This is a genomic window from Roseofilum halophilum BLCC-M91 (genome assembly GCF_030068445.1).
GTDB lineage: Bacteria > Cyanobacteriota > Cyanobacteriia > Cyanobacteriales > Desertifilaceae > Roseofilum > Roseofilum halophilum.
Genome location: NZ_JAQPOK010000004.1, coordinates 39,956 through 64,463 on the forward strand (window position 1 = coordinate 39,956; position 24,508 = coordinate 64,463).

The following is a 24,508-nucleotide window of genomic DNA, read 5'->3' on the forward strand; positions in this document are numbered from 1 at the left end:
GGAAGCACTGAGGACTATCTCTTTATCTTAAATGAAGGTGCAGAATCTAGGGAAGGGAAAAGATTGATGAAATTGAGCTGCGTCATTTATACCAGGGATTTTGCGGTAAGATGCAACCTGGGCGAGATCAATTTGGTTTATTGTCGGCGATCGCTCTTTGGTTATCCTCTTTGCTTGTTCACCCTTGGTTGATTCTATGGTTGCCTGCTACCCATCGACTCCCTGGATTATTCCCCCTCCTAAGCGCTTTGATGCTCCCTTGCGTCTGTTTTGTTTTCCTCCCGCAGGAGCAGGCGCTCTCTTATTTCGACCTTGGTTAACCTACAGCTCCCCCGAAATTGAACTTTTTGTGATTCAATTACCGGGCAGAGAACATCGGTTAAAAGAACCTTGCTTTACTGAGTTAGCTCCGTTAATTAAAGCACTTACGGCAGCTATGATTCCTAGTTTAGAACCAGGAAAATTCGCTTTCTTTGGCCATAGTATGGGAGCTTTAATTGCCTTTGAACTTACCCGCGAACTACGCCGCCAAGGGTTGGTTTTACCAGAATATTTGTTTGTTTGTGGTCGCCGTGCGCCCCAAATTCCGATTGATAATCCACTTTATACTCAAAACGAGTCTATTTTAATTGAAGCTTTACGTCAATATGGAGGAACACCAGAAGCGGTGCTACAAAATTCGGATTTAATGGAGTTATTTTTACCCATTTTTCGGTCAGATTTAACTTTGAATGAAACCTATCAGTATCAATCAGAACTTCCGTTAGAAGTACCGATCGCGATATTTGGAGCTATGAACGATCCGGTGGCGACTCCGGAGCAGTTTGAGCAATGGAAGCAACAGACTTCGGGAGCCTTTGAATTAAAACTGTTTGAGGGCGGTCATATGTTTTTTAAGGATGATCCGAAGCTGCTCTTAAAGCCGATTTTTGAGCGGTTAAATTGTCGTTTATAGGGGCGTATCCTGTAAAGTGTTACTGAGCTGAACCCAATTTTCTAGGCTGAGATCTTCGGCGCGGGCTTGGGGATTGATATTGAGTTGTTCTAGGATGGGGGTGAGGCGATCGCTCTCAATCATCGATTTTAAGTTATTGCGTAACATTTTCCGTTTGGAGGAAAAGCCCAGAGTGACGATCTGTTCTAAGTGACGGGGGTTGAGGGCGGGTTGTTCTAGACTTCTGGGGGTGAGGCGAATGACGGCTGATTCTACTTTTGGAGGCGGATAAAAGGCTTTTGCGGGTACTGGGCAGATGAGTTCGCAATCGGCTAAATACTGGACGCGGACGGATAATGCGCCAAAGGCTTTGGTGCTGGGATGGGCGACGAGGCGATCGGCTACTTCTTTTTGTACCAATAGGACAATGCTTTCATAGTTTTTCGGCACAGGTGAAGCGATTTTTCCCAAGAGTTTTTCTAAAATGGGCCCTGTAATATTGTAGGGAATATTGGCGACTACCTTATTCGGATTTTGAAATAAGGGATAGGGGGAAAGTAGATCTTCTAAGTTTAAGGATAAAATGTCTCCTTGTAAGAGGAGAAAGTTTGGCTTTTCTCCGAATTTCTTGGCCAATTTTTTACACAAATCTCGGTCAATTTCTACGGAAACAACAGCTTCTGCACGGGTAATCAGTTGACGGGTTAAAATCCCTGTACCTGGGCCAATTTCTAATACTCGGTCTGTGGATTGCAAGTTGGAGGCTTTAATGATTTTATGTAGAATTGCCTCACTGTTGAGCCAATGTTGGGCAAAGCGTTTGCGGGGTTGAGAATTCATGTTATGATTGGAATAAATTTTCTATTAACCACCAATGACAACTATAATGCGATCCACTCATCAAGAGGGATGGCGCGATCGATAATTTCCTCAACTTCTCGAATCATCATTCGCAGTTGTGGGACGGAATACTCATCATTAGAAGGAATTGTTAAGCGATTTTCATCGAATACCATAAATTGATGTCGAGTGCCGGAAAAGGGCCCATCAAATCCTAGTTGCCGCAACTTTTTAATAAAATTTCTACGCTTACAGGGTGTCCACCGGCTCACGAATTGGCTCCTTATTCAGATCAATATTGTTGATGATGGGCAGAGTATGGCCGAGTTTGAGTCCAACTAAAATCCAGTCTTCTAAGATTGAGCGTAATTGGCGATCGCACTCACGTAATGTGGATGCAAATGCGATCGCTCCTTTACAAGATGGAATTCGAGCGACAAATGTACCATCTTCGAGTTTATCGTAAGTGGCTTGGGACATTGCTTCCTCAATGTATTGGCTTAAAATGTAATTGACGCTCATCACCAAACCTCGTTTAATATCCTGCTAAATGTGGGAATATCCATTATTTTTTTAGGGATCGCTATAATATCAGTTGTAGCATACAGGGGTCAAACCAAGGAGCGATCGCTACTAAGGACATCACTTTATGGGTAATCTTATCAAAAATTCGGCTCCTTTTCCAGGGGTAGAGTTGCAGAGCAGTTCGCCCTTATGTTTATCGACAATAATTTGATAGCTAATGGAGAGACCTAAACCGGTTCCCCGGCCAATGGGTTTGGTGGTGAAAAAGGGATCAAAAATAGAAGAGATGACGGATTCACTAATTCCTGGGCCGTTATCAGCAATGCGAATTTGCACCCGATCTTGTGATATGTCTTGGGTTTCAATCCATAGGGTGGGATCGACACTCTGAGCTTCAGATAGGGCATCTATGGCATTTTCGATGATCTGAAAAAAAACTTGATTGATTTCTCCGGGATAGCAAAATACATTAGAGACTCTGGTATAGTGGGTAATGACATTAATGGATTGTAGATTAGGTTGCAGAATCATTAAACTACTTTCTAATCCATCTTGGATATTGACCCATTTTTGATCGGATTCATCTAACCGGGAAAAACTCCGCAAGCCTAAGACGATTTTTTGAATGCGATCGGCTCCGCTTTGCATGGAGTTCATTAGTTCTTGAAAGTCATCAATAATAAATTCTAAATCTATGGAATCGATTTTTTCTTGAATCTCTAAGGTGGGATCGGGATGTGCTTTTTGATAGAGTTCAATTAATTCAATTAAGCCTTGTAAGTATTCTTTAGCATGGGGTAGGTTGCTGTAGATAAAACTAATGGGGTTGTTGATTTCGTGGGCAACTCCGGCAACCATTTGACCCAAGCTGGACATTTTTTCAGTTTGAATCAGTTGGGATTGGGTATGCTTGAGTTCTTGTAGGGCTTGCTCGGTTTTTTCCTTGGCGAGTTTTAGGGCTTCGGTGCGTTTTTCTACGCGCTCTTCTAAGGTTTGATTGGCGGTTTCTAAGGCTTGGAAAGAATGGCGCAATTGTTGGGACATTTGGTTAAAGGAACGGCGCAAGGTTTCCAATTCTCGCAGATAGAAGTGGGGCAAGTTTTGATTGAGGTTGCCTTGGGCGATCGCACCAGTAGCCTGAATAAGCTGATTTAGGGATTGGGTAATCCAACGGGAGGTTCTTAAGCCGAGTAAAATGGATACGAAGAGGGCGATCGCACACAATTGGATAGTAATCCAGGTATTGGCGTTGATTTGCTGCATGAAATCCGCTTCTGGAACCACCACCACAATGATCCAATCGATACCCTGGGCATTCTGAAAGGGAGTGACTTGTAAAAATTGCCGCTCTCCTTCGAGGAAAAACTGTAATTTTTTCCTGGTTTGGACTTCTTCTAACGTGCCAAATGTTTCTTGGAGATATTGGGCAGAGGATTGAATGAGGCGATCGCTGGTATTGGTGGCTTGAATTCTTAAGGTTGTGCCATAGGTAACTAAAAAGGGGCGATCTAAGGTAGAACTAGCGACTAATAAGCCGGAACGCTCTAAAATAAAGGCTTCTGCCCCCGGACTAATGTTGAGTTCTCGTAAAAATTCGCTGATTTCTGAGAGTCGAAATTCTGCCCCAAATACCCCTAAGAGTTTGCCCCGGTTGCTGTAAACGGGCTGATTAACGGTGGTGGCTAGGGTTTCTGAACCCAGATGGGTGTAAATCCCCCCCCAAGTGGCTTTTCCGGCTTGAATGGCATTCTCGTACCATAGTTCTAGGCGGCTATCATAGTCTGGGGTGGAGGCTAAGAGCTGCCCCCTTTCTCGATCGCCATTTAACTCATAGGTTTGTAGGGCTTGCTCTGTCTCTCGATTGGCTAAAGATAGCACATATCCATCAGGCGATCGCTCTAAACCCAAAAACTCTCCCTGCTCGCTACTAAATTTAATCGCACTAATCGATTCAAAAGCTTGTAATTGCTTGCCAAAATAGGCTTGCAGTTGCTGAAAATCTTCTAGATCCAGCAAGTTGAGATGTACAGCATCCTGATTAATTTGATTGACTAAATATAAATCATGAATATAGGTAGCAAGTTCTTGCTCAATCCGAGCCGTGATTTCTTGACGGAGTTGAGTCGTAACTTGATTAATCGCTTCTTGCCCATTGCGGAGGGAAAACCAACCCGTTAACCCAACCGCTAAAGAAACTTGCAGCACAAAGGGCACAACTAAAACAACCCGCAAAGAAAGTTTACGGGGCAGAAGGGCACTCCAAATTTTTAGACGTTTAAGCATGGGAAAAAAGGAGCTAAAATTCCCTCCCAGACGCTGGAATGAGTAATCATATCAAACCCTAGATATGTGCTACAGATGGTTGACGCGGGGACACGGAGACACGGAGACACGGAGATTGATGTGCAGCATAATTTTTGGGATTTGATATTAGTTTTGAGTAATGAGTAATGGGTAATAAGTCAGAACTGTGCTGGTGAATGGGGCTGAATTAACTGAACCATTTCTGGATCAGTTCTTTGATTTTCCCCGTTTCTTTCATTTCAGTTAGCACTTGATTAAAGGATTCGGTATAGGGTGAACCTTTGGGGAGGGCGATCGCCGATCCACTCGATTCAGTATCAAAGGGCTGGGTAAAATCTAAATCCGGGTTCGCAGAAGCATAGCGCTCTGCCACCGTTGACTCGATAATCGCTGCATCTAGGGTTTTAGCTTTCACCGCTTGAATAATTTCGCCAATTTTATCAAACTCCACCAACTCAATCCCAGTGATTTTTTTAGCTGCATCCGCTTGAATCGATCCCCCTTGCACCCCCACGCGCTTATCTTTTGCGTCCTCTTCCAGGTTCAAATTTGCCCCTCTGGGCATAAGAATAATACTAGAAGCTTGATAATAGAGATCCGTAAACTCTACCTTAGCTTGGCGCTCCGGTGTCGGAGACATCCCCGCCATAACAAAATCAACCTGACTATTTTCTAAAGCAGGAATGAGCCGATCGAAGTTCATATCCTCAATTTTTAGCTCAAAATTCAGGGAATCCGCTAAATATTGGGCAATGTCAACATCAAAACCAATAATCCGCTCTTCTCCTCCTGTATTATCTTTAAATTCATAGGGAGGATAATCAGCAGACGTTCCCATAACTAAAGTGTTTGGAGTGCTGGTTGGGCTACAAGCGGAAAAAAACAGCACACTAAAGAAAGTTGTGATACTGAGAATCAGAAATGTTTTTATCGATTTCATGGGTGGGAGCCATTCGCAAAGGATGAGTAGTTTTAAGGAGTTTTGAGAATAAGATAGATCAACCTATAATTATATCAAAAAAAGAGAGAGGGATCGTCACAAGCACTCTTTTTGCTCAAATCCCCGATTTCCCCTCACGGAAATTTGACAAGAAAACTCTAAAACTCCCTCACCTGTAGACTGATTATTGAAAATTGAATTTCCTCGCCCTCCTTGAGAAGCTTTAGCCACAATATTGCCATGGACTTGATTATTTTCAATCCTGACATTGTTCATCTGACTTTCGCCCCGATTGGTATCCGCACTAACATAAATATTCGCGTTTCCAATGGGAGCGGGTAAAAGGATATTATCTGTAATGGTCACATTTTCAATCTCAGGGATTTTATAAATACCAATATACGCATTTCCTCGATTGCCCCGAATGACTGCCCCCTGAACCGACGTGCCTCCACAGCACTCTTGAATTAAAATCCCTTCTCCGTCCACACTCCAATAACGATTTTCCATAATTCGATGGCGATAAACTTCATACTCATTGCCCTCAATAGTCACTTGATGACCTGACCAATCAATCCCCCGATTTTCATAGGTATTAGCATTTCTCGGTTGGGTTAATCCGGTGGGGTGACTCCAGACTTGTTTTCCTTGTTTATCGTGAATTTCATTATCTTTCACGATCAATCCTTGACCAGAGGCTTGAATTCCTGTACGCATGGTATGATAAACCCAATTATCGCGGATCGTAATTCCTTGGCGAAATAATCCTGGTTGAGTTGTAGGGGTTTCGGCTAAATCGAATTGAGCAGAACGATTCACCTTAATGCCATAATGGGCGCTATAATCAAAGGGGACGCGATCGCCTTCAGAATAAGTCATAATACTTTTCTTGTCCAGGCTTTTCACTTTATATCCCGGTTGCTCGTAAGTATCTGTAATCCGGTCGTTAAGGCGATTATTGGCGACTAAAATATTTTCATAGCCATTAATTTTGAAATTGGCCGTAAAGCGATCGCTAAACCGCATCCAACCCTCTTGAAAGGAGCGATCGGGTATTCTACCATCAGGATAAGCCACATTATTGCTGCGAAGACCAAATAGAATGATATTACGATTCTGGGCTGAGGCTAATTCGGGTACAATCTGTACCCCAGCGCGATTAATGTCTAAATAGACTAATCCCAAATGACTATCGGTTTGGGGGTGAGCGGTGCGAATGGTTTTGAATGCGGTGTCGTTGGGGGTTCCATTTCCCGATAATTGGGGTTTATATTGGGGGAACACCAAACGGGAGGGGGGTTGAAAGTCATCTGATTTGGCTTGGGTTATCTTCGGAGTCTCTCCCCGCAGAATGATGCGATCGTCTAGAATCAAATCATCAGCAAATTCATAGGTTCCGGCGGGAAAATAAATGACTCCGCCTCCTTGAGCAAGGGCTGCGGCTTTGGCTTGCTCAAATTGGCGATCGCTGGTTTCTCCAGGAAAATCCTTGATATTATACACGCAACCCCAAGGTAGCCGATCGCTCCAGGGATAAGCCTCTTTTTCGTAAAACCTGGCGATCGCATTATTTTCCAGCCCTGAATCAACCGCAGGACAACCCCTATCTGCAACTCGATTAACAGATATCGGTGAATTCTTTACACCAACCGTCTCTGGAGATGATTCCAAGAATAGAAAAGAAATGAGCAAGCCCACAATCACCATCCCCCCGATCCCAAACCCTAATTTTTTGTACTTTCTCCAGAGTTTATAATTCATGAAACCTCATTTTAAGGACTTAGCACAACACAGATTGAGTCAACTGATAAAAACTCGACTTATGATTCATCTAGAGGATGATAGCAAAACTTATTTCTTCCTAATTGTTTAGCTTCATACAAGGCCAAATCAGCCGCATTAATTAGAGACTTAGTTGACCCTAAATTAGTAGCCATTGCACTACTAATTCCTAAACTTAATGTAATATATTGATTAATTTCAGAGGTTTGGTGAGGAATCTGCAAATCGGCAATTTCTTTCTGTACAGAACGCACAACTTCAGATGCACCTGTCGGATTGGTATTGGGTAAAATAATGGCAAATTCTTCTCCGCCATATCTAGCCACTAAATCCCCCGGTCTTCTGGCTGCTCTCGTCAAACATTGGGCAATTTTAATTAAACAATCGTCTCCTTTTAAGTGTCCATAAAAATCATTGTATTTTTTAAAAAAATCAACATCACATAAAATCAAAGATAAACAAGTATTTTCACGTTTCATCCGTAACCATTCTTGTTCCAAGACCGAATCAAAAACTCGCCGATTCGCCACCTTGGTTAATCCATCTCGATGGGCCAAGTATTCTAACTCTTGATTTACTTTTTCTAGTTTTTGATATAATTTTGATTTTTCTAAAGGAGAAGCCAGTTGATTAACCACGGCTTGAATTAAATCAACCAATTCATCATTGCGATTTTCAATATTTAATTTATAAAAAACTAGAATTGCTAACACTTTTTGGCTTTGATTAGAAATGATGGGCACGCCAAAAACAGACTTAAATCCTGATTGTTTAGCTAAATGCTTACGAATGTATAAATGATCTGCACAATTGGAACAATCCTCAATCCATTCTGGTTTTTGAGATTGCCAAATTCTACCGGGTAAACCTTCATTCAGCGTAAAAGTTATATGGGAGCTTTCCTCTTGGAAGTTTTGAAACCGAGTTATACCCTCTTCTAGGCAAGGAATATAAGTCAATAAACTTTCTTCCTGATTGGGAACCCAGGCTTCTGCATGATCCCAAACAATATGAGAACATACTCGCTCTAAAACCTGAGAAATTGCTGAATTAATGTCCAGAACATCATTAATTATTTTAGTGACATCTAGCATTAAACTCATGTCTCGTTGAGTTTTTTCTAATTCTTTATTCTTAATCTCTAAAACCCCATTTTTGAGTTGTAACTCTTTTTGTAAATTCCTTAATTTTAGGTGATGTTTGACTCTAGCTAAAAGTTCTTCCACTTGAAAGGGCTTTGTTAGGTAATCTACACCTCCGAGTTGAAATGCTTTCGCCTTATCTATACCTTCTTGAAGGGCGCTTAAGAAAATAACGGGGATATCAGAAGTGTGGGGGTTTTTCTTGAGAGTCTGACAAAAAAGATACCCATTCATTTCGGGCATCATGATATCTAGAAGAATTAAATCCGGTTGAAAATGGTCAAGGCTGGTGAGGGCAAATTTACCATTAGCGGCTAAACGAACCTCATACCCTTGTTGTTGTAAAACAGTTTTCAGTAGACGAAGATTTTCGGGGAAATCATCGACAACTAACAGTTGTGGACATAGCTTAGGTTTAGAAGACTTACTCATCTGTTTCAATCGGAGGGGTGCAAGTTGCTAAGTCCAATTATAAGAACAGTTCTAAATGATTACAGCTAATTATCATAAATTTTAGGAATCTAAGAGCAAGGAGTTGGCAAGCTGAAATTAGGAGGACTTAGGGTTGGTCTCTAATTCTTATGATATGGCATATTCCAGCAATCAACCCGGCGATCGCTGGCATGATTGCCGGTTTGCCTCTTCCTACCTTAACGCCTTCAACGGTCAAAAGGGGTTAAAATTCAATCAGCACACCCGATCTTCTCTCAAACCCTGTGACCTCTCAACTGTTATCCTCAAATACTTTAACGCCTCAAACCTGGCTCTGGCAGAACCACCGGATTACCTATACGGTTCAAGGCCAAGGCCTTCCCCTAGTCTTGCTCCATGGTTTTGGTTCATGTATCGGCCATTGGCGCAAAAATATCCCCACGTTAGCCCAAGCTGGATATCAAGTGTTTGCCCTGGATTTGCTGGGGTTTGGAGCGTCAGACAAACCTCCCTTAACCTACTCCCTAGACCTCTGGTATGCCCTGCTTCAGGACTTTTGGGAAACTCACATTCAACGGCCAGCCGTATGGATTGGTAATTCGATTGGTGGACTGCTGAGTTTAATGATTCTCTCGCAAACCCCAGAGAGGGGAAAGGCTGGGGTTTTGGTTAACTGTGCAGGAGGGTTGAACCACCGTCCTGAAGAACTGAATTTTCCCTTACGGATGATCATGGGAGGGTTTACTCGTTTGGTGAGTTCTCCTCTGATTGGGCCATTGGTGTTTAATCAGGTGCGGCAACAACACCGCATTCGTAGGACGCTTCATCAAGTGTATATGTCTTCCGAGGCGATTACGGATGAGCTAGTGGATTTACTTTATCAACCGTCCTGCGATCCTGGGGCGCAAAAGGTGTTTGCTTCGGTACTGACGGCTCCTCCGGGGCCAAAACCGGAAGAGTTATTACCCCAGGTAAAACAGCCTTTGTTGGTTTTGTGGGGGGAAAATGACCCTTGGACTCCCATTTCGGGGGCGAAGTTATATCGTCGTTTGGCTCAAAGCCGGGCGGATGTTGAGTTTATTTCGATTCCGAATGCGGGTCATTGTCCCCATGATGAATATCCGGATTTAGTCAATCGGCTGATTTTAAGGGGATTAACTCAATTTTGCTAACTCAATTTTGAGTTGAGAGATCGGTTCGCTCTTGGGTAAAGTGGCGAGGCCAAATGCGATCGCAGAACAAGAGCGTTCCCCCAGACACACAAAGGGGAATGGTTAAGATATTGATAAAGGGGACACTGACTAAGGCAAAACACACTAAGCCAAAGGTGGCGCTGGCGGGAAAGGTTCGCCAAACTAAGGTTAACTTTTGCCGAAATGGAAGTCGTCGGCGCTCCAAGGGGGAGTCGAAAAAATCTAAGCAAACGATGGTTGTGGCTAGGGTTAAACTGCCGATACTAAAGATCAAGGTTCCGATCGCAGGAATGCCGTTGAACAGGATCAGGGGAATACTGGCGATCGCCATCAACAGCAGTTTTTTTAGCTCAAATAGGATCGCTCGCCAAATATCATGGGCGATCGCCAACGGATGGGTATTAATCTCCGGCAGTTGTCCCAGGCGCGTTTTTTCAATTTGTTCTGATAATTGACCGTACCAGGGAGAGCCTAAAATCGCCCCAAACTGCACCAACAAAAAGCCCGTAACCAGGAATAACACCAGCAGCAGCAAAGCATTCAACAGCCAATGTACCACAACGGCCAACCCAGTCAAAAACCCTAACCACACCGGTAAAGCACCAATCCACTCATTCCACTCAAGCGCCCAGCGATCGACCAGGGTTTCCACCAGTTCTAAACTGGGAAACACCAAACCCACATAGAGGGCAATACCAATCAAAATATTAATTAAAATCGGCACAATCACATAACCGCGCAACTTCGGCCGATTCACCAACAGTGCCAGAGCGCGAAACGGGTAAGTTGCTCCCGCAATCAATCCCATGGGAAAATCAAACATAGCGATAGAGTCAAAATAGCGATCGCACCTTCTCGTTATACCCTATCCCCATACAAGAAGAAATTACGGTATTCATCCATGAGCTTTATGGCTATCCGTCATACCTTATCCACCGATCGACTGCAACTTTCCTACCTGCAATGGCATTGCGGACAAGAACCCATTTTATTATTGCATGGGTTAGCCGATCACGCCCTAGTTTGGTCAAGTTTAGCCACATCCCTAGGGCCAGACTTCCATTGTATTGCCCCCGACTTGCGCGGCCATGGCGAAAGTGATAAACCCGAAACTGGATATACCTTTCATCACCTGATTGCCGATCTAGAAGCCCTAATGGAGCATCTGGGATGGGAAAGTGCCCATATTGTCGGTCATTCCTTTTCCGCCAAATTTCTACCGCTCTGGGCTAGTCAAAACCCAAAACGCTTTCGGAGTATGACCTTAGTCGATCCCTTTTTTATCGATCGAATTCCCAGTCTCTTTACAGTTACTTTTCCCCTACTCTATCGCGTCCTCCCCTTCCTACAAGGAATGGGCCCATTTAGCAGCCATGAAGCCGCCGAAACCAAAGCCAAAACCCTCAAACAATATCGGGGATGGAGTGAGTTACAACAACAAGTTTTTCAAGAAAGTATAGAACCTAAACACGATGGAACTTGGGGCAGTAAATTCACCATTGCTGCTCGCAACGAGATTTTTAAAGAAGTGATGCAAGTGGCTGGACTAACCCAATCCCTAGAAGTCCCCACCTTATTGATTACTCCAGAAAAAGGACTCAATCGCACGAACTGGCAATTAAAACCGTACCAAACGTATCTGCATAATTTAAGGATTGAAACTGTTCCTGGTAACCATTGGGCTTTTTTAGTTGAGCCAGAACCGTTTAACCTAGTTTTAGGTGATTTTTTAAGGATTTAATATTATAGTTGATTTTCCAGTAAACTTAATGCCCTTTTCCCATCCATAGGGCGAGAGAAAAAGTAACCTTGTCCCCACTCACAACCCAGTTCAGACAATATTTTTAGTTGTCCCAATGTTTCTACTCCTTCAGCAATCACTTCCATATTTAAGTGATGAGCTAAATTAATAATTGTCATAACAATATCCGAGTGTTCTCCATCTTCGCCCATGTTGCTCACAAAGGACTTATCAATTTTGAGAATATCTAAGGGAAATCGATGTAAATAACTTAAGGATGAATAGCCTGTACCAAAATCATCCATGCAGAGTTTAATCGATCGTTGTTTTAATTGACTTAATACTTGTTTAACATAATCAGCATTGTTGATGATCATACTTTCTGTAATCTCTAGTTTCAAATGATCGGCATGAATCTGGGATTTATGAATAATTTGATCGATTTTTTCTAATAAATCGGGTCTAGATAACTGACAACCCGATAAATTAACCGCCATGGTTAAGCGATGGTAGCCATAGCTTTCCCATAGCCGTAATTGATGGCAGGCTTCTTCGAGTACCCATTGGCCGAGTAAAGCAATTAATCCGGTTTCTTCGGCAATGGGAATAAACTGCACGGGTGAGACCATGCCTAATTGTGGATGCTGCCAGCGTAATAGGGCTTCAAATCCAGCAATTAAGCCGGTTTTTAAGCAGGTGATGGGTTGATAATAGACAATAAATTGATTATGTTTGAGGGTATCCGGACTTTCTAGGAATTGAACAGCACGACGGAGATCGTTTTCGAGTTGCAATTGAGCCATGACTCGTGTATGAGTTTCTAAATCAAAAACTTCATAGCGAGCGCGTCCTTTAGATTTGGCATGATACATGACAATATCTGCATCCCGAAGCACTTGTTCCGGTCGTTGATAACCGGTAGAACTCAGAGCAATGCCAATACTAACCGTGGTAAGAATTTCATGACCATCGACAACAAAGGGATGGTTCATCTCTTGATGAATGGTTTCGGCTAATTGATTGGCTTGGGAAAGGTCTGAGAGAGGGGCTAAAAGAATAGCAAATTCATCACTGCCTAAATGGGAAATGAGACCCTGTTCGATCGCTAAATGGGTTTGTTGTTGTAAAATCTGATTCAGGCGTTGGGATAATTCAATCAGGAGCAGATCGCCGAGGGTATGACCCAGAGTATCATTAACTACTTTGAAACGGTCGAGATCTAAAAATAAGATGGCAAATTGATAGTCTTCAGAGGCTTGAGCTTGGTCGATCGCTGTTTGTAAATGCTCCATAAACAGGGCACGGTTGCCTAAGCCAGTGAGGGGATCGTGGTAGGCGTTATAGCGCAGTTGAGTGGCAATTTTTTCTTTCTTGTTGATTTCCCCTTGCAGTTGTTTCACGGCTGCTCTGAGCTTAAACGTCCGCTCCTCAATGGCTGCTTCGAGTTGAGTTTGAATGTGATTGAGTTCGGTTTGAGCGCGATGGTGAGCGATCGCTCCCCCAAAACTACCGGCAAGGGTGGTTAAAATTCCGATTTCTTCTGCTGTCCATGGGCGATGGGTTTGACAATCATCACACTCGATAAAGCCCCAAAATTCTCCATCCACAAAGATCGGCAGCACCAACAGAGAACAAACTTGGCGATCGCCTAATAACTGCTTTTCCCATTCTGGCAGCTCATCTGGATAACCGGTAATCGGTTTGCCCTGGGAAAGGTAATCATACCAGCGCCGCAGCACCGTAGTGTAAGATAAGTTTTGTAATTCTAGATTATTAAACGGAAGAGAGATCCATTCTGGAGTCCATTCCCACCATTGACTGGCTAATAAAGACTGGGTAACCGGATCGCTATGATTCTGGAAAATATAAACCCGATCAACCGCCAGAGCTTGTCCGACATGAGCTAAAGCCTGATGTATCGCTTCATGGCGATCCGAAAGGGTGAGCAAGCAATGGCTTGCTTGAGTCACTCCTTGAAGAAGACTAATGTGATATTCAGGATCGAGCATAGAAGCTTTGGGGAGGTATATTACTGAAAACAATCTAAGGGACTATCGTTGGCGATCGCTCATAGCCAGTGGACAACCAACTGTGAGCCTATGCAGAGCAAAATAACCCAACATCACCTAAATTAACGAGGCTTGAAGCCCCGTCTCTTTAGAGCGGGGTGCTGACCAGAGACTAATAGCGATCGCTACAATCTTATCCTAGAGATTTCCTGAACTTAGTCATCCTTGGATCTCATGACCCATAATTATAAATTAACCCACCTTGAAAAAGCTAATCATTTCTTTTAAATCTTCTGCTTGCTCGGCTAAGTCTTGGGAGAGTTCGGAGAGATCGTTGGCCAACTGAGAATTTTGTTGGGTCACTTCATCTAACTTCACAATCGCTTGATTAATCTGATTTGAACCTTGTAATTGATCGTTGCTAAACCAGCTAATCTTTTCCACTAATTGATTGGTACTTTCAATACCAGAAAATAACCGATCGAGCAAAGTTTCTGCTTTGGCAATACCGATCAGACTGGAACTCGCTAATTGATTAATTTCCGAGGCTGCATTGCGGGAGCGAGTTGCTAACCGTCGCACTTCAGCCGCCACCACACTAAAGTCTTGTTCCGATTCCTGCGATCGCGACGCTTCAATACTCGAATTTAGAGCTAAAACAGTGGTTTGTAGGGCAATTTCTTCCACCACCCCAATCTTTTCCGCAATCGCTTTCATCACCTCTAGTGCTGCTAACATAGACTCACGAGTTTCTTGGGCATCACCAGACGCTTTCGAGGCTAAACTTAAGGTTTCCGAAGCATGGCGAGTAGTCTCACGAATAGAGTCAACCATATTATGAATAGACGTAGACGCTTCTTCTGTTGAAGCCGTTTGCTCCGTTGCCCCCAAAGCCATATTCATCGCCCGCTCTTTCATCCTTTGGCTACCGATCGCTAAGGTATTACTCACCGTTTGAACTTGTAAGAGAGTGGACTTAAAATTCTCGACCATACGTTCAATCGAATTCATTAATTGGCCAATCTCATCCTGGCTATTGACCTCAATCTTAGTCTGTAAATTTCCCTTAGATAATTGCTCATTGATCTCGATTGCTTCCGCCAGAGAACGGCCAATGGAGTTAGTAATGATGCCCCCGACAACAATACTAGAAAAAGCAAAAACAACCAATAAGATCGACGTATTTCTAAGCACCTGCGATCGCGCTGTTTTGACTTCTCCTAAAAACTCTTGGGCTTTGTTCTCTGCAAAGTCAATGATTTCTTGCACATCTCTTAGAAGAGACTCCACATAATCAGCTCCCTTTTCCTGGGTAATATTAGCCGCTTCTTCAGCTTGTCCCGCTTGCATTAATTGAATCACTTCATCCCGAATCGGTTTCCAATTAGAAAACTTTTGTCGAGCCTCATAAATTTGTTGGGGATCGCCTAAAAATTGCTGAGTGATTCGATCGAACTCTGCATAAACTTGCCGCTCATACCGATCCACTTGGGTGCGAGCTTGGTTAATCCCCTGGGGAGTCTTTGCTAAGGCGACATCTTTCATCGAGCGATGCATTTTAACAATCCCTGACTCCACCCGCAAAACTGAGGTACTTACAGTATACGGATGCTCATAAAGTTCAGTTGTTAATTGAGCCAGACGGTTCATGCTAAACAGGTTATAGAGACTCGTGCCAATCACTAAACCTGTCATTAAGCCATAACTTAAAGTTAAGCGAGTGCTAATTTTCATTAATTCAATTCCGTTTATCTTCTCTCCTGAAACGGATGTTTGATTTATGGACGGGGAAAAGAGGGCAAATCGATCGCCGCTAAGGATTTGCGCTTTTTCGGGGGGCGCAGGGGATACACTAAGGGCGAGGGCCAATTGCCTTGGGGAAGATTAACCGGAACCTCCGATGACTCAGAGCCTAGGGGAAGCTCTTCAACCGGCAGATCCTCTGCTGGTTTTGATTCTTCAAAGGTGGATTGAACCTCTTCTTGCTCTTGTGTCTCTTCCTCTTGTGCCTCTTCTGGCTCCATGAAACTCTCCTCTGAATCGTCAAATTCGGCACTAAAGGAGGGAGGTTCGGGTTCTAAGTCCTCTGGGTCTTCTAACAGTTCTAACTCTTGTGAGGGAGCATCCTGGAGAGTCTCGATGGCAGGACTAGGGGATGCCGCCATTTCTGGGTTTGAGGGCGAGGACTCTTCCGGTTTGAATAGTTTCAAGTGAGGACGATTTGCAGATTCTGGCGACTCTAGAGGTCGGGTTTCTGGATGCTCTGTTTGTGTCTCTGTAGTGTCGATCGCCTCGGGTCTAGGATCGCAGAGATCGGTTTCTGGTAACGTATCTTGCCATTGATTGATTGACCAAGGTTGAATCGCCACCACTTTGGGGGTTAATCCCGGTTCAATTTTGGTTAATTTGGGGTCGAGAGTCTCTGGGGATTCATTCAGGATTTGTTCTCGATGAGAGGGAGATAATTCTAAACAGCGATCGAGGGCGTTTTTGAACTGTAGGGTATATCGTTGTTGACGATGGAGACGGGTTTGTAAGTCAATGCAAAATTTATCCCGTTGATTGAGTTGGGTGGCTTGTTCGTGACAGCGCTGTTGGGCGATCGCACAATCTCGTTCGAGTCTCGCTGTTTGAGTTTGGGTACTTTCGAGTTGTTCGCTTAAGGTTTCGACTAAAATTTGTTGCCGTTGGTTATTTTGTCGGGATTGTTCTAATTCCCGCGATAGCCGTTTATTTTCTTCTTGCAGAGTATTTATTTCTTCTAGACGTTGGGATAAAAGGGCTTCTGTGGCTGGTTGGCGCTCTTGATAGGTTTGTAGGGCATGTTGAGAATGGCCTAGGGCGTTTTCCAGTTGACTGATGCGATCGAGCAGAGCCACATTCTTATGTAAGACTTGCTCCATTTCCTGTTGTAGAGCGTCTAAGACCTCTGGAGCAATACATTCATTCACCGATTCTTCAATTTCTTGCCAGTTGAGGCTATCATGGGTAATCGCGTCAAGTTTCAATTCTACGGAAACATTGGTAAACTCAGCGCCATCGGTTTCTGGGTTGACTGCCTCAGCAGCGATCGCCTCCGGTTCTGTGGGTGGCTTATCTGCCACAGAGTCCGCAGTTGGCTCGTACTTAGGAGACTCGAAAGGGGAGGTGGGTGTATGCTCTTCGTTCATGGATTAGCCAGAGAATAACAGGGAAAACTAATTACAGGATACCGAACTTTTGGTTGACATACTCCTCGGCCTAAAGGCGCGAGGATTCCCCGGTCAAGCAGCAACAGCAGGCAAAGCCCGTCTTACGTCGCCTTCCGGAATGGCGGTTGATGCCCCAACCGCCTTAATGTTTTTAGCGGCATTGTCGTCTCGGTCGTTTAGATTCGAGCATGACGGGCAACGCCAATAGCGAGTATCTAGGCTCAGGTTCTCAAGCACATGACCACAGTGGTTGCAGGTTTTCGAGCTAGGAAACCATCGGTTAATGAACTCAACAGTCTTACCCTTCTTTTTCGCAACCCACTGGAGGATTTGTAGAAACTCACCAAAAGCCAGATCGTTTACCTTGCGTCCCCATAGCCGTTGCATTCCTTTAAGGTTCAAATCCTCGAAGTACAACACATCCAACTCATCTGTGAGTTTATGCGCCAACTTCCAGAACCAATCCTGCCTACGATTTACGACATCCTCATGCACTCTGCATAAGTGGAGCCGTGCTTGTTCTCGATTCTTAGACCCCTTCTTTTTGCGGCTGTGGTTACGAGATGCTTTGCGTAGTTCATTGAGTGACTGCTTAAGGAACTGTGGGCTTTCAATCTTGAATCCTTCAGAGCAGGTCAAGAACGTTTTCAACCCGAAATCAAAGCCAGCGGTCTTACCCGTCTCGGCAACGATTTGATGGTCGGTAGATTGCTCTACTGTGACGAACATAAACAGCTCTCCTAACGGAGTTCGTTTAATCGTCAGGGTCTTGATATCTCCATCAATTTCTCTGGAATTCCAGTATTGATAAACCTTGCTCCCTATTTTTACCCTGCCGCCATTAAGGAATTTATAGCCCGCTTGCTTCAGGGTGAATGACTTGTACTTTTTGACCTTTTTGAATCCTGGTGGCTTAACTCCTTTTTTGTGATGCTTGAAAAACAACTGATATGCTTTCTCAATCCGCTGGCAAATATCTTGAACAGCCTGAGAACCTACCAACTGCCAAAACGGTTTACGCTTTCGCACTTTAGCGATGTGTTTCTGAAGTTTCGCGCAGTTCAAGTGTTTACTCCACATCCGGTAGTACCGTTTGTGGAGAGCTATCGCGTGATTCCAAATCACTCCAGACGCATTGATTGTGCGCTTGAGGTATCGGTTCCGCTTGTGACTGTATAGCTTAAACTTCAGTGTTTTCATGCTTACTATGATTACATGAATGTGTAGCCATTGTGTAGCCTACATCAAGACTTCTAGATTGAATATTCGCATATCCGAGACCAGAATGGAGAAGCTTAGGAGGGTTGCCGTCCAAAGAGACAAAAAAATGACTCAGTTGGTTGAAGATTGGATCGACAAACTTAGGGAAGAAAAGCCGTCCTAGAAGGACGGGGCTTTAGACCCATTATCTCGGTAATCGGTAATCGGAACAAACCCTTGATTCCCTATTCCCCATTCCCCATAAACTCGCGCACGCAGGATAGGTAAACCGGAGCATCTTCCAACATGGGAAAGTGGGCGGTTTTGTCAATCATGCGGTAGCGAATCTTGGGATTTAAATCGGCGGCTTTTTTTCCCATGGGGGCGGGAATAATTTGGTCTTTTTCCCCAGAGATCAGCAAAACGGGTATGGAGAGCTGGGAAAATGCGATGGGCATGGTTTTGGCCATGTGTTCGCTCACTGAAGTATAAATAGTTCCTAAAGCCGCTTCATAGTCGGCGATCAAGAAGTCGGTGAGAAACGCTTGGCGCTGTTGGTTGGGAATGGGGCGACAGAGAAACCGTGCCATAAAGAAGCGATCGGCAAGGGGAATTTTGGCTAACCAGGGGGGACGGAATTTGACCACGTAACCGCCAAATTTATGGAAGGCTTCAAAGGAGGGGCGATCGTATTCAAAGATGCCGCTACAGGTGAGAATCAGCTTTTCAAGGCGTTCTGGATACTTCTGGGCAAAAAGAACGGCGATGGAAGCTCCCGTAGAATGGGCGTTAATCCAAACCCGTTTGAGTCCCAGTTGATTGAGCAGGTGGGCGAGATCTTCTGCGTATTCTTCGAGGGCGTAACTTAATCCTAGGGGCGTTTGGGGCAGCCGGGTACGTCCAAACCCCCGCAGATCGTAGAGTAGACAGTCAAAGTCTTCCTTAAAGGCTTCTGCTGTGCTTTCCCAATAGCGAGCCGATCCGGCCCAACCATGGAGGAAAACCAGGACAGGTTTTTGGGGAAGGGATGCACTAGGGGTTGTGGTTATCCACTGATAATAGTGGTTAACCCCACGGACTGTTATCTCTGGCATGATCGAGGACTAGGCAGATTCAGGTTTGGGTAAGGAGGAGGGATGCAGCAGCAGTTCGGCGGTCGATCGCTTCTCTACCATGTCTTTGGTAATCACACAGCGAGTGACATCTTTGCGCGAGGGCAGCTCGTACATGACTTCTAACATCAGTTCTTCGACGATACCGCGTAAGGCTCTGGCTCCCGTTTTCCGGCGATAGGCTTCCCTGGCGATCGCTTCGGTTGCTTCTGGGCGAAACTCCAGAGCTACGTTATCCATCTTCAGCAGTTTTTGATACTGCTTAACTAGGGCATTGCGCGGTTGAGTGAGGATACAATTGAGAGTTTCTTCATCCAAGGGATTGACCACTGCTACCACGGGAATCCGGCCAATAAATTCGGGAATCATACCAAATTTGACCAGATCTTCTGGCTCTAATGACTTGAGTACATCGGCGGCCCGTTTTTCCTTGGCTTGGTTATCTCCCGGTTGAATAAAGCCCATGGATTTTTTACCTGTCCGTTGGCTCACGACTTTATCGAGACCTACGAAGGCTCCACCACAGACAAACAGAATATTACTTGTATCAATTTGTATACAATCTTGATAGGGGTGTTTACGGCCTCCCTGGGGGGGAACATTGGCGATCGTGCCTTCGAGCATTTTCAGCAGAGCTTGTTGCACTCCTTCCCCGGACACATCGCGGGTGATGGATGGATTTTCGCTCTTGCGGGCTACTTTATCAATTTCATCAATGTAGATGATTCCCCGTTGGGCTTCTTCCACATCAAAATCCGCCACTTGCAACAGTCGCAGGAGAATATTTTCTACATCCTCACCCACATAACCCGCTTCCGTGAGAGTCGTTGCATCGGCAACAGCAAACGGCACATCTAGCATTTCTGCCAAGGTTTGGGCCAGTAGGGTTTTACCACATCCGGTGGGGCCAACGAGCAAAATATTGGATTTGTGCAGCTCTATATTATCGTCTGTACCGGTTTTTCCACCATTGGTATTGGTTCCGCTGTTGGTCTTGGACTGGATAAAACTCAATCGCTTGTAATGGTTATACACGGCCACCGATAGCACTTTTTTGGCTTCTTCTTGGCCGATCACATGATCGTCGAGATAATGTTTAATCTCTTTGGGTTTAGGCATCTGACCCAGGGTTAAATTCGCTGTGCGCGATCGCCGTTTTTTCTGAGCCGGTTCCCCCCGTCTTGGGCTGGGAGGAGCCGCAGTAGAACTGGAGTCAAACAGCTCTTCATCCAGAATTTCATTACACAGTTCCACACATTCATCGCAAATGTAGACCCCTGGGCCCGCGATTAACTTCCGAACTTGTTCCTGGGATTTTCCACAAAATGAACATTTGAGATGGGAGTCATATTTAGACATATAGCGGCCTCTGATTAAACAGTGGGGTTGGAGTCAGATGGATGGGACTGGGGTTGGACAATCACTTGGTCAATGAGACCATAGTTTTTTGCTTCCTCAGCCGACATGAAAAAGTCTCGTTCTGTATCTTCTGCGATGCGTTCGAGAGGTTGACCCGTGTGATGGGCTAATAATTGATTTAAGGTACTCTTATGATACAGAATTTCTCTGGCCTGAATTTCTATATCAACCGCTTGTCCCTGGGCTCCTCCCAAGGGTTGGTGGATCATGATCCGGGAGTTGGGTAAAGACATCCGTTTTCCAGGGCTTCCGGTTGCCAGAAGAAATGCCCCCATGCTGGCGGCTAATCCATAACAGATGGTCACTACATCCGGCCGGATTTGCTGGATGGTATCGTACATGGCCATGCCAGCCGTCACTGACCCCCCTGGGGAGTTAATATAGAGTTGAATATCTTTTTCTGGGTCTTCTGATTCTAAGAACAAAAGTTGGGCGACTACTGAATCAGCCACCATATCATCGATCGCCGTTCCCAAAAATATTATCCGCTCTCGCAACAGTCGAGAGTAAATATCAAAGGCCCGTTCTCCGCGACCTGACTGCTCCACGACCATGGGAATGACACCTTGGGGTCTAGAGGAGATTACCTCTTGTGAGCTATAGCTTTCCGGCGAACGATGCTGGGATTGGGATCGGAGTATCATGGGGTTTCTCAGGGCGTTGAGTTCCAAATTTATTTTATATATTAGGCTGATTGACCTCTGGGTTTATTATGCCTTAATCTCCCCCATTCTGGCCGGCAAATGGCACAAATATTAGGCTTTTTTGGCCTTCCAGGGGGAGAGGGAGGGTTGAATTAGCTCGGAGAATCGGTTGCCGACTCTTGGGTTTCACTCTCTGGGTCTGGGCTGGTCTCTGGGCTAGGTTCGGGTTCCTTGAGCGTGCCTTCCGGGACTAATTCAACTGTGCCATTGGCTTCTAGCCATTCCATCACTTTTTCCCGATTCAGGTCTTCTGTTACGGCTTCGTTGAGACGATCGCGGTTAATTTCTTGGGGGTCTTCAACTGTCTTTAAGACTTCTTCTATTCTAGCCTGAATTTCTGACTCATCGGCTTGTAAGGATTGCTCTTTAGCAATTTCGGCGATCGCCAAGGATTCCTTTAGCGCTTTAATCGCTTCTGGGCGGCTATTTTGGCGCAATTGGGGAAGGCGATCGGCTGTGAGCAGTTGATTGACATCAATCCCTTGATTGGCCAATTGCATGGCCATTTGGGTTAACTGCTGGGTCACGGTTTCCTCTATCAGGGTTTCGGGTAGCTCCACCTCAACTTGCTCTAACAGGGCTGTCACCAAGGCCTGATGTTTATTGGTTTTGGTCTTGTTTTCTGCTTCCTTGGCAAACCGCTCGGTTAAGGAGGTTTTCAGGGCTTCTAGGGTTTCAAATTCACTAATTTCTTCAGCAAACTCATCATCGAGTTCAGGCAGTTCCTTTTCCTTAATTTCTTTGAGGGTAATTTCAAACTCGGCCGGTTGCCCGGCGATATCTTCTTGGGGATATTCGTCTGGGAACTTCACGGCAATGGTTTTGGACTCTCCCTGTTCCATTCCCACAATGCCATCGATAAAGCCAGGGATAAATCGGTCTGATTCCATTTCGAGCTGAAAATCTGTAGCACTCGCTCCCGGAATTTCTTCGGGTTCAGTTCCTTCTCCTGGGAGCCGACGGCCCACAAAATCGACCACAGCCACATCTCCAAGCTGACACGGCCGGTCTTCGACTGGAATGAGGGTCGCCCGTTTCTGTTGTTCGTCTTTGAGTACGTTACTGACGGCTTCTGGATCGGGTTTAATTTCCTCTGCTTTGACGCTTAAACCTTTATATTCGGCTAATTTTATCTCTGGGGGCACATCCACCGCCGCCTTAAAGGTGAGGCCTTCCCCTGGCTTGAATTGGCTCACCAGGCTATCAAATTCCGATTTAAGCTGGGGAGAGCCTAGGGTTTCTAATTTTTCTTGGGCGATCGCCTCATCTACAGACTGTTTGATCACTTTCTCTAGGGCTGCTGCCTTGAGGTTCTCACTTCCGAGTTGTTGAATCAGCACATGGCGAGGAATTTTCCCTTTCCGAAACCCAGGAAGTTTAGCCGAGCGGCTAAAGTCCTTAATTACCTGCTCATAGGCGGCCTTTGATGTTTCGGCAGGCACTTCAATTTCTAAGCCAATTTGACTGGCGGGCAATTTTTCCTGGGTAACTTTCATCACTAAATTCTGTATACTGAATGGGACTTGAGCCACGGGTGGTGAAGGGGATGAGAATGCTCCTGATACACCACGCATAGGGTATTATATAATAGGGGATTCACAATTGAACCCCACGGAAGATAAAAACTTCTCAAAGAAAGTCTTAAGCGATCGACAGAAACTGGCTGAGAGTGCCATTGACCTGCTAGAATCTGTGAAGATAGTACCAACCGCGCTGGTAATGGGGCAACGGTTTGTTCCCTTGAAATCCCCATTTTTAAGGCATTCCATGCACTCTGCTCGAAGAGAGGATTGAGAAAATCGAACGGTTATCAGAAGAGCGGAAAATGCTGTAAGCTAAATTCTAATGCTAAAAAAAACTTAAAAGTTTGGTCTATATATTATTGATCTCGTACCCGATTCAGAAAATTTTAAGAAAATCTAGAGAGTCCCAACCTAAACCCTAAAGTTTTAAGACCAAGGAGGATCACCTTTTGCCAAAATCCTATCGAGTTGCCATCTTGGGAGCGACCGGCGCAGTCGGTACAGAGTTGCTCCAGCTATTAGAGAGCCGAAATTTTCCCCTAGAGAGCCTAAAACTGCTGGCCTCTCCCCGGTCAGCCGGGCGAACCTTACCCTTTAAAGGAGAAACTCTGCCCGTTGAACCGGTGGCAGAGGGATGTTTTGACCAAGTAGATATGGTCTTAGCCTCAGCCGGAGGTTCAACCTCTAAAACTTGGGCCCCGAAAGCGGTGGCAGCAGGCGCAGTGGTCATTGATAACTCCAGTGCCTTTCGCCTGATTCCGGAAGTGCCCTTAGTGGTTCCAGAAGTCAATCCAGAAGCAGCCGCCACCCATCAGGGAATCATTGCCAATCCCAACTGCACTACAATCTTAATGACGGTAGCCATTTGGCCCCTGCATCAAGTGCAACCGATACAGAGAATTATCGCGGCCACCTATCAATCGGCCAGTGGAGCCGGGGCCAGAGCCATGGAAGAATTGAAAGTTCAAGCCCAACAGATTCTCAATGGCCAAGCTCCCCAAACAGAACTGTTTCCCTACCCCCTAGCCTTTAATCTCTTTCCCCACAATTCGCCCCTGAATGACCAAGGCTATTGTCAGGAAGAGATGAAAATGGTCAATGAAACTCGGAAAATCTTTTCGGCTCAAGACTTGAGAGTTTCCGCCACCTGCGTGCGGGTTCCCGTACTCCGGGCCCACTCGGAGGCCATTAACCTAGAATTTAGCCAACCCTTCCCCGTCGAAAAAGCGCGGGAAGTCTTGCAAACGGCTCCAGGGGTAAAACTCCTAGAAGATTGGAGTGCCAATTATTTCCCCATGCCTATGGAGGTGACTGGCAAAGATGAGGTACTGGTGGGTAGAATTCGCCAGGATTTATCCCATCCTTGCGGTTTAGAGCTATGGTTATGTGGCGATCAAATTCGTAAGGGAGCGGCCTTAAATGCGGTTCAAATTGCGGAACTGTTGGCAGAAAAAGATTGGGTCAAACCCCGTGAAGTGGCCTTGAGTAAGTCATGAGTTAGTCAAGTGAACTGGATA

At 45.0% G+C, this 24,508-nt stretch carries 20 protein-coding genes; 4 read left to right on the forward strand and 16 right to left on the reverse strand.

What is annotated here, in order from left to right; all coding sequences use genetic code 11:
• Window positions 1-196 precede the first annotated feature (196 nt).
• Window positions 197-955 carry a thioesterase II family protein gene (locus PJF56_RS00915; RefSeq protein ID WP_283760745.1) on the forward strand — a complete coding sequence of 253 codons (759 nt, stop codon included), beginning with the start codon at window positions 197-199 and terminating at the stop codon, window positions 953-955.
• On the opposite strand, the gene rsmA is transcribed toward PJF56_RS00915, so the two are convergent.
• The 7 genes from rsmA to PJF56_RS00950 form a co-directional block, all read right to left on the reverse strand.
• On the reverse strand, window positions 950-1,774 hold the full coding sequence (gene rsmA, locus PJF56_RS00920; protein WP_283760746.1) for a 16S rRNA (adenine(1518)-N(6)/adenine(1519)-N(6))-dimethyltransferase RsmA: 825 nt from the start codon (window positions 1,772-1,774) through the stop codon (window positions 950-952). The two genes, PJF56_RS00915 and rsmA, sit on opposite strands and share 6 nt — an antisense overlap.
• A 41-nt stretch (window positions 1,775-1,815) precedes the next feature.
• Window positions 1,816-2,001: a hypothetical protein gene (locus PJF56_RS00925; RefSeq protein WP_283760747.1), complete on the reverse strand. Its 186-nt coding sequence runs from the start codon at window positions 1,999-2,001 to the stop codon at window positions 1,816-1,818.
• A 22-nt stretch (window positions 2,002-2,023) separates the two neighbouring features.
• Window positions 2,024-2,296 (reverse strand): type II toxin-antitoxin system HicB family antitoxin, encoded by a 273-nt coding sequence (locus PJF56_RS00930; RefSeq protein ID WP_283760748.1) that lies wholly within the window; start codon window positions 2,294-2,296, stop codon window positions 2,024-2,026.
• Between the two features lie 120 nt (window positions 2,297-2,416).
• A complete protein-coding gene (locus tag PJF56_RS00935; RefSeq protein WP_283760749.1) occupies window positions 2,417-4,582 on the reverse strand; it encodes a sensor histidine kinase in 2,166 nt (721 codons plus the stop codon).
• A gap of 208 nt (window positions 4,583-4,790) precedes the next feature.
• Entirely contained in the window at window positions 4,791-5,441 is a 651-nt protein-coding gene (locus tag PJF56_RS00940) for a transporter substrate-binding domain-containing protein (RefSeq protein ID WP_283760750.1), read from the reverse strand.
• Between the two features lie 198 nt (window positions 5,442-5,639).
• Window positions 5,640-7,304 (reverse strand): hypothetical protein, encoded by a 1,665-nt coding sequence (locus PJF56_RS00945; RefSeq protein ID WP_283760751.1) that lies wholly within the window; start codon window positions 7,302-7,304, stop codon window positions 5,640-5,642.
• Between the two features lie 59 nt (window positions 7,305-7,363).
• Window positions 7,364-8,899, reverse strand: coding sequence for a diguanylate cyclase domain-containing protein (locus tag PJF56_RS00950; RefSeq protein ID WP_283760752.1), 1,536 nt, complete (start codon window positions 8,897-8,899; stop codon window positions 7,364-7,366).
• Between the two features lie 284 nt (window positions 8,900-9,183).
• Here PJF56_RS00950 and PJF56_RS00955 point away from each other — a divergent pair, with 284 nt between their 5' ends.
• On the forward strand, window positions 9,184-10,071 hold the full coding sequence (locus PJF56_RS00955) for an alpha/beta fold hydrolase (RefSeq protein WP_283760753.1): 888 nt from the start codon (window positions 9,184-9,186) through the stop codon (window positions 10,069-10,071).
• A gap of 1 nt (window position 10,072) precedes the next feature.
• On the opposite strand, the gene PJF56_RS00960 is transcribed toward PJF56_RS00955, so the two are convergent.
• Entirely contained in the window at window positions 10,073-10,900 is an 828-nt protein-coding gene (locus tag PJF56_RS00960; RefSeq protein WP_283760754.1) for an EI24 domain-containing protein, read from the reverse strand.
• A gap of 102 nt (window positions 10,901-11,002) precedes the next feature.
• Here PJF56_RS00960 and PJF56_RS00965 point away from each other — a divergent pair, with 102 nt between their 5' ends.
• Window positions 11,003-11,833, forward strand: coding sequence for an alpha/beta fold hydrolase (locus PJF56_RS00965; protein WP_283760755.1), 831 nt, complete (start codon window positions 11,003-11,005; stop codon window positions 11,831-11,833).
• Between the two features lie 2 nt (window positions 11,834-11,835).
• Here PJF56_RS00965 and PJF56_RS00970 read toward each other — a convergent pair whose 3' ends face one another.
• From PJF56_RS00970 to tig, 8 genes are all read right to left on the reverse strand, one after another.
• Window positions 11,836-13,842: a bifunctional diguanylate cyclase/phosphodiesterase gene (locus PJF56_RS00970; protein ID WP_283760756.1), complete on the reverse strand. Its 2,007-nt coding sequence runs from the start codon at window positions 13,840-13,842 to the stop codon at window positions 11,836-11,838.
• A gap of 252 nt (window positions 13,843-14,094) precedes the next feature.
• Window positions 14,095-15,576, reverse strand: coding sequence for a methyl-accepting chemotaxis protein (locus PJF56_RS00975; RefSeq protein ID WP_283760757.1), 1,482 nt, complete (start codon window positions 15,574-15,576; stop codon window positions 14,095-14,097).
• Between the two features lie 44 nt (window positions 15,577-15,620).
• Complete coding sequence (locus PJF56_RS00980) at window positions 15,621-17,012, reverse strand: hypothetical protein (RefSeq protein WP_283760758.1); 1,392 nt, start codon at window positions 17,010-17,012, stop codon at window positions 15,621-15,623.
• 93 nt (window positions 17,013-17,105) lie between these two features.
• Window positions 17,106-18,233 (reverse strand): RNA-guided endonuclease InsQ/TnpB family protein, encoded by a 1,128-nt coding sequence (locus tag PJF56_RS00985; protein ID WP_283760759.1) that lies wholly within the window; start codon window positions 18,231-18,233, stop codon window positions 17,106-17,108.
• Window positions 18,234-18,478: 245 nt separating this feature from the next.
• Complete coding sequence (locus PJF56_RS00990; protein ID WP_283760760.1) at window positions 18,479-19,327, reverse strand: alpha/beta fold hydrolase; 849 nt, start codon at window positions 19,325-19,327, stop codon at window positions 18,479-18,481.
• A 9-nt stretch (window positions 19,328-19,336) separates the two neighbouring features.
• Window positions 19,337-20,704: an ATP-dependent protease ATP-binding subunit ClpX gene (gene clpX, locus PJF56_RS00995; RefSeq protein WP_283760761.1), complete on the reverse strand. Its 1,368-nt coding sequence runs from the start codon at window positions 20,702-20,704 to the stop codon at window positions 19,337-19,339.
• 14 nt (window positions 20,705-20,718) lie between these two features.
• Window positions 20,719-21,405 carry an ATP-dependent Clp endopeptidase proteolytic subunit ClpP gene (gene clpP, locus PJF56_RS01000; protein ID WP_347179403.1) on the reverse strand — a complete coding sequence of 229 codons (687 nt, stop codon included), beginning with the start codon at window positions 21,403-21,405 and terminating at the stop codon, window positions 20,719-20,721.
• Between the two features lie 155 nt (window positions 21,406-21,560).
• Entirely contained in the window at window positions 21,561-22,964 is a 1,404-nt protein-coding gene (gene tig, locus PJF56_RS01005; protein WP_347179404.1) for a trigger factor, read from the reverse strand.
• A 476-nt stretch (window positions 22,965-23,440) separates the two neighbouring features.
• Here tig and PJF56_RS01010 point away from each other — a divergent pair, with 476 nt between their 5' ends.
• Window positions 23,441-24,487, forward strand: coding sequence for an aspartate-semialdehyde dehydrogenase (locus PJF56_RS01010; RefSeq protein ID WP_283760764.1), 1,047 nt, complete (start codon window positions 23,441-23,443; stop codon window positions 24,485-24,487).
• Window positions 24,488-24,508 lie beyond the last annotated feature (21 nt).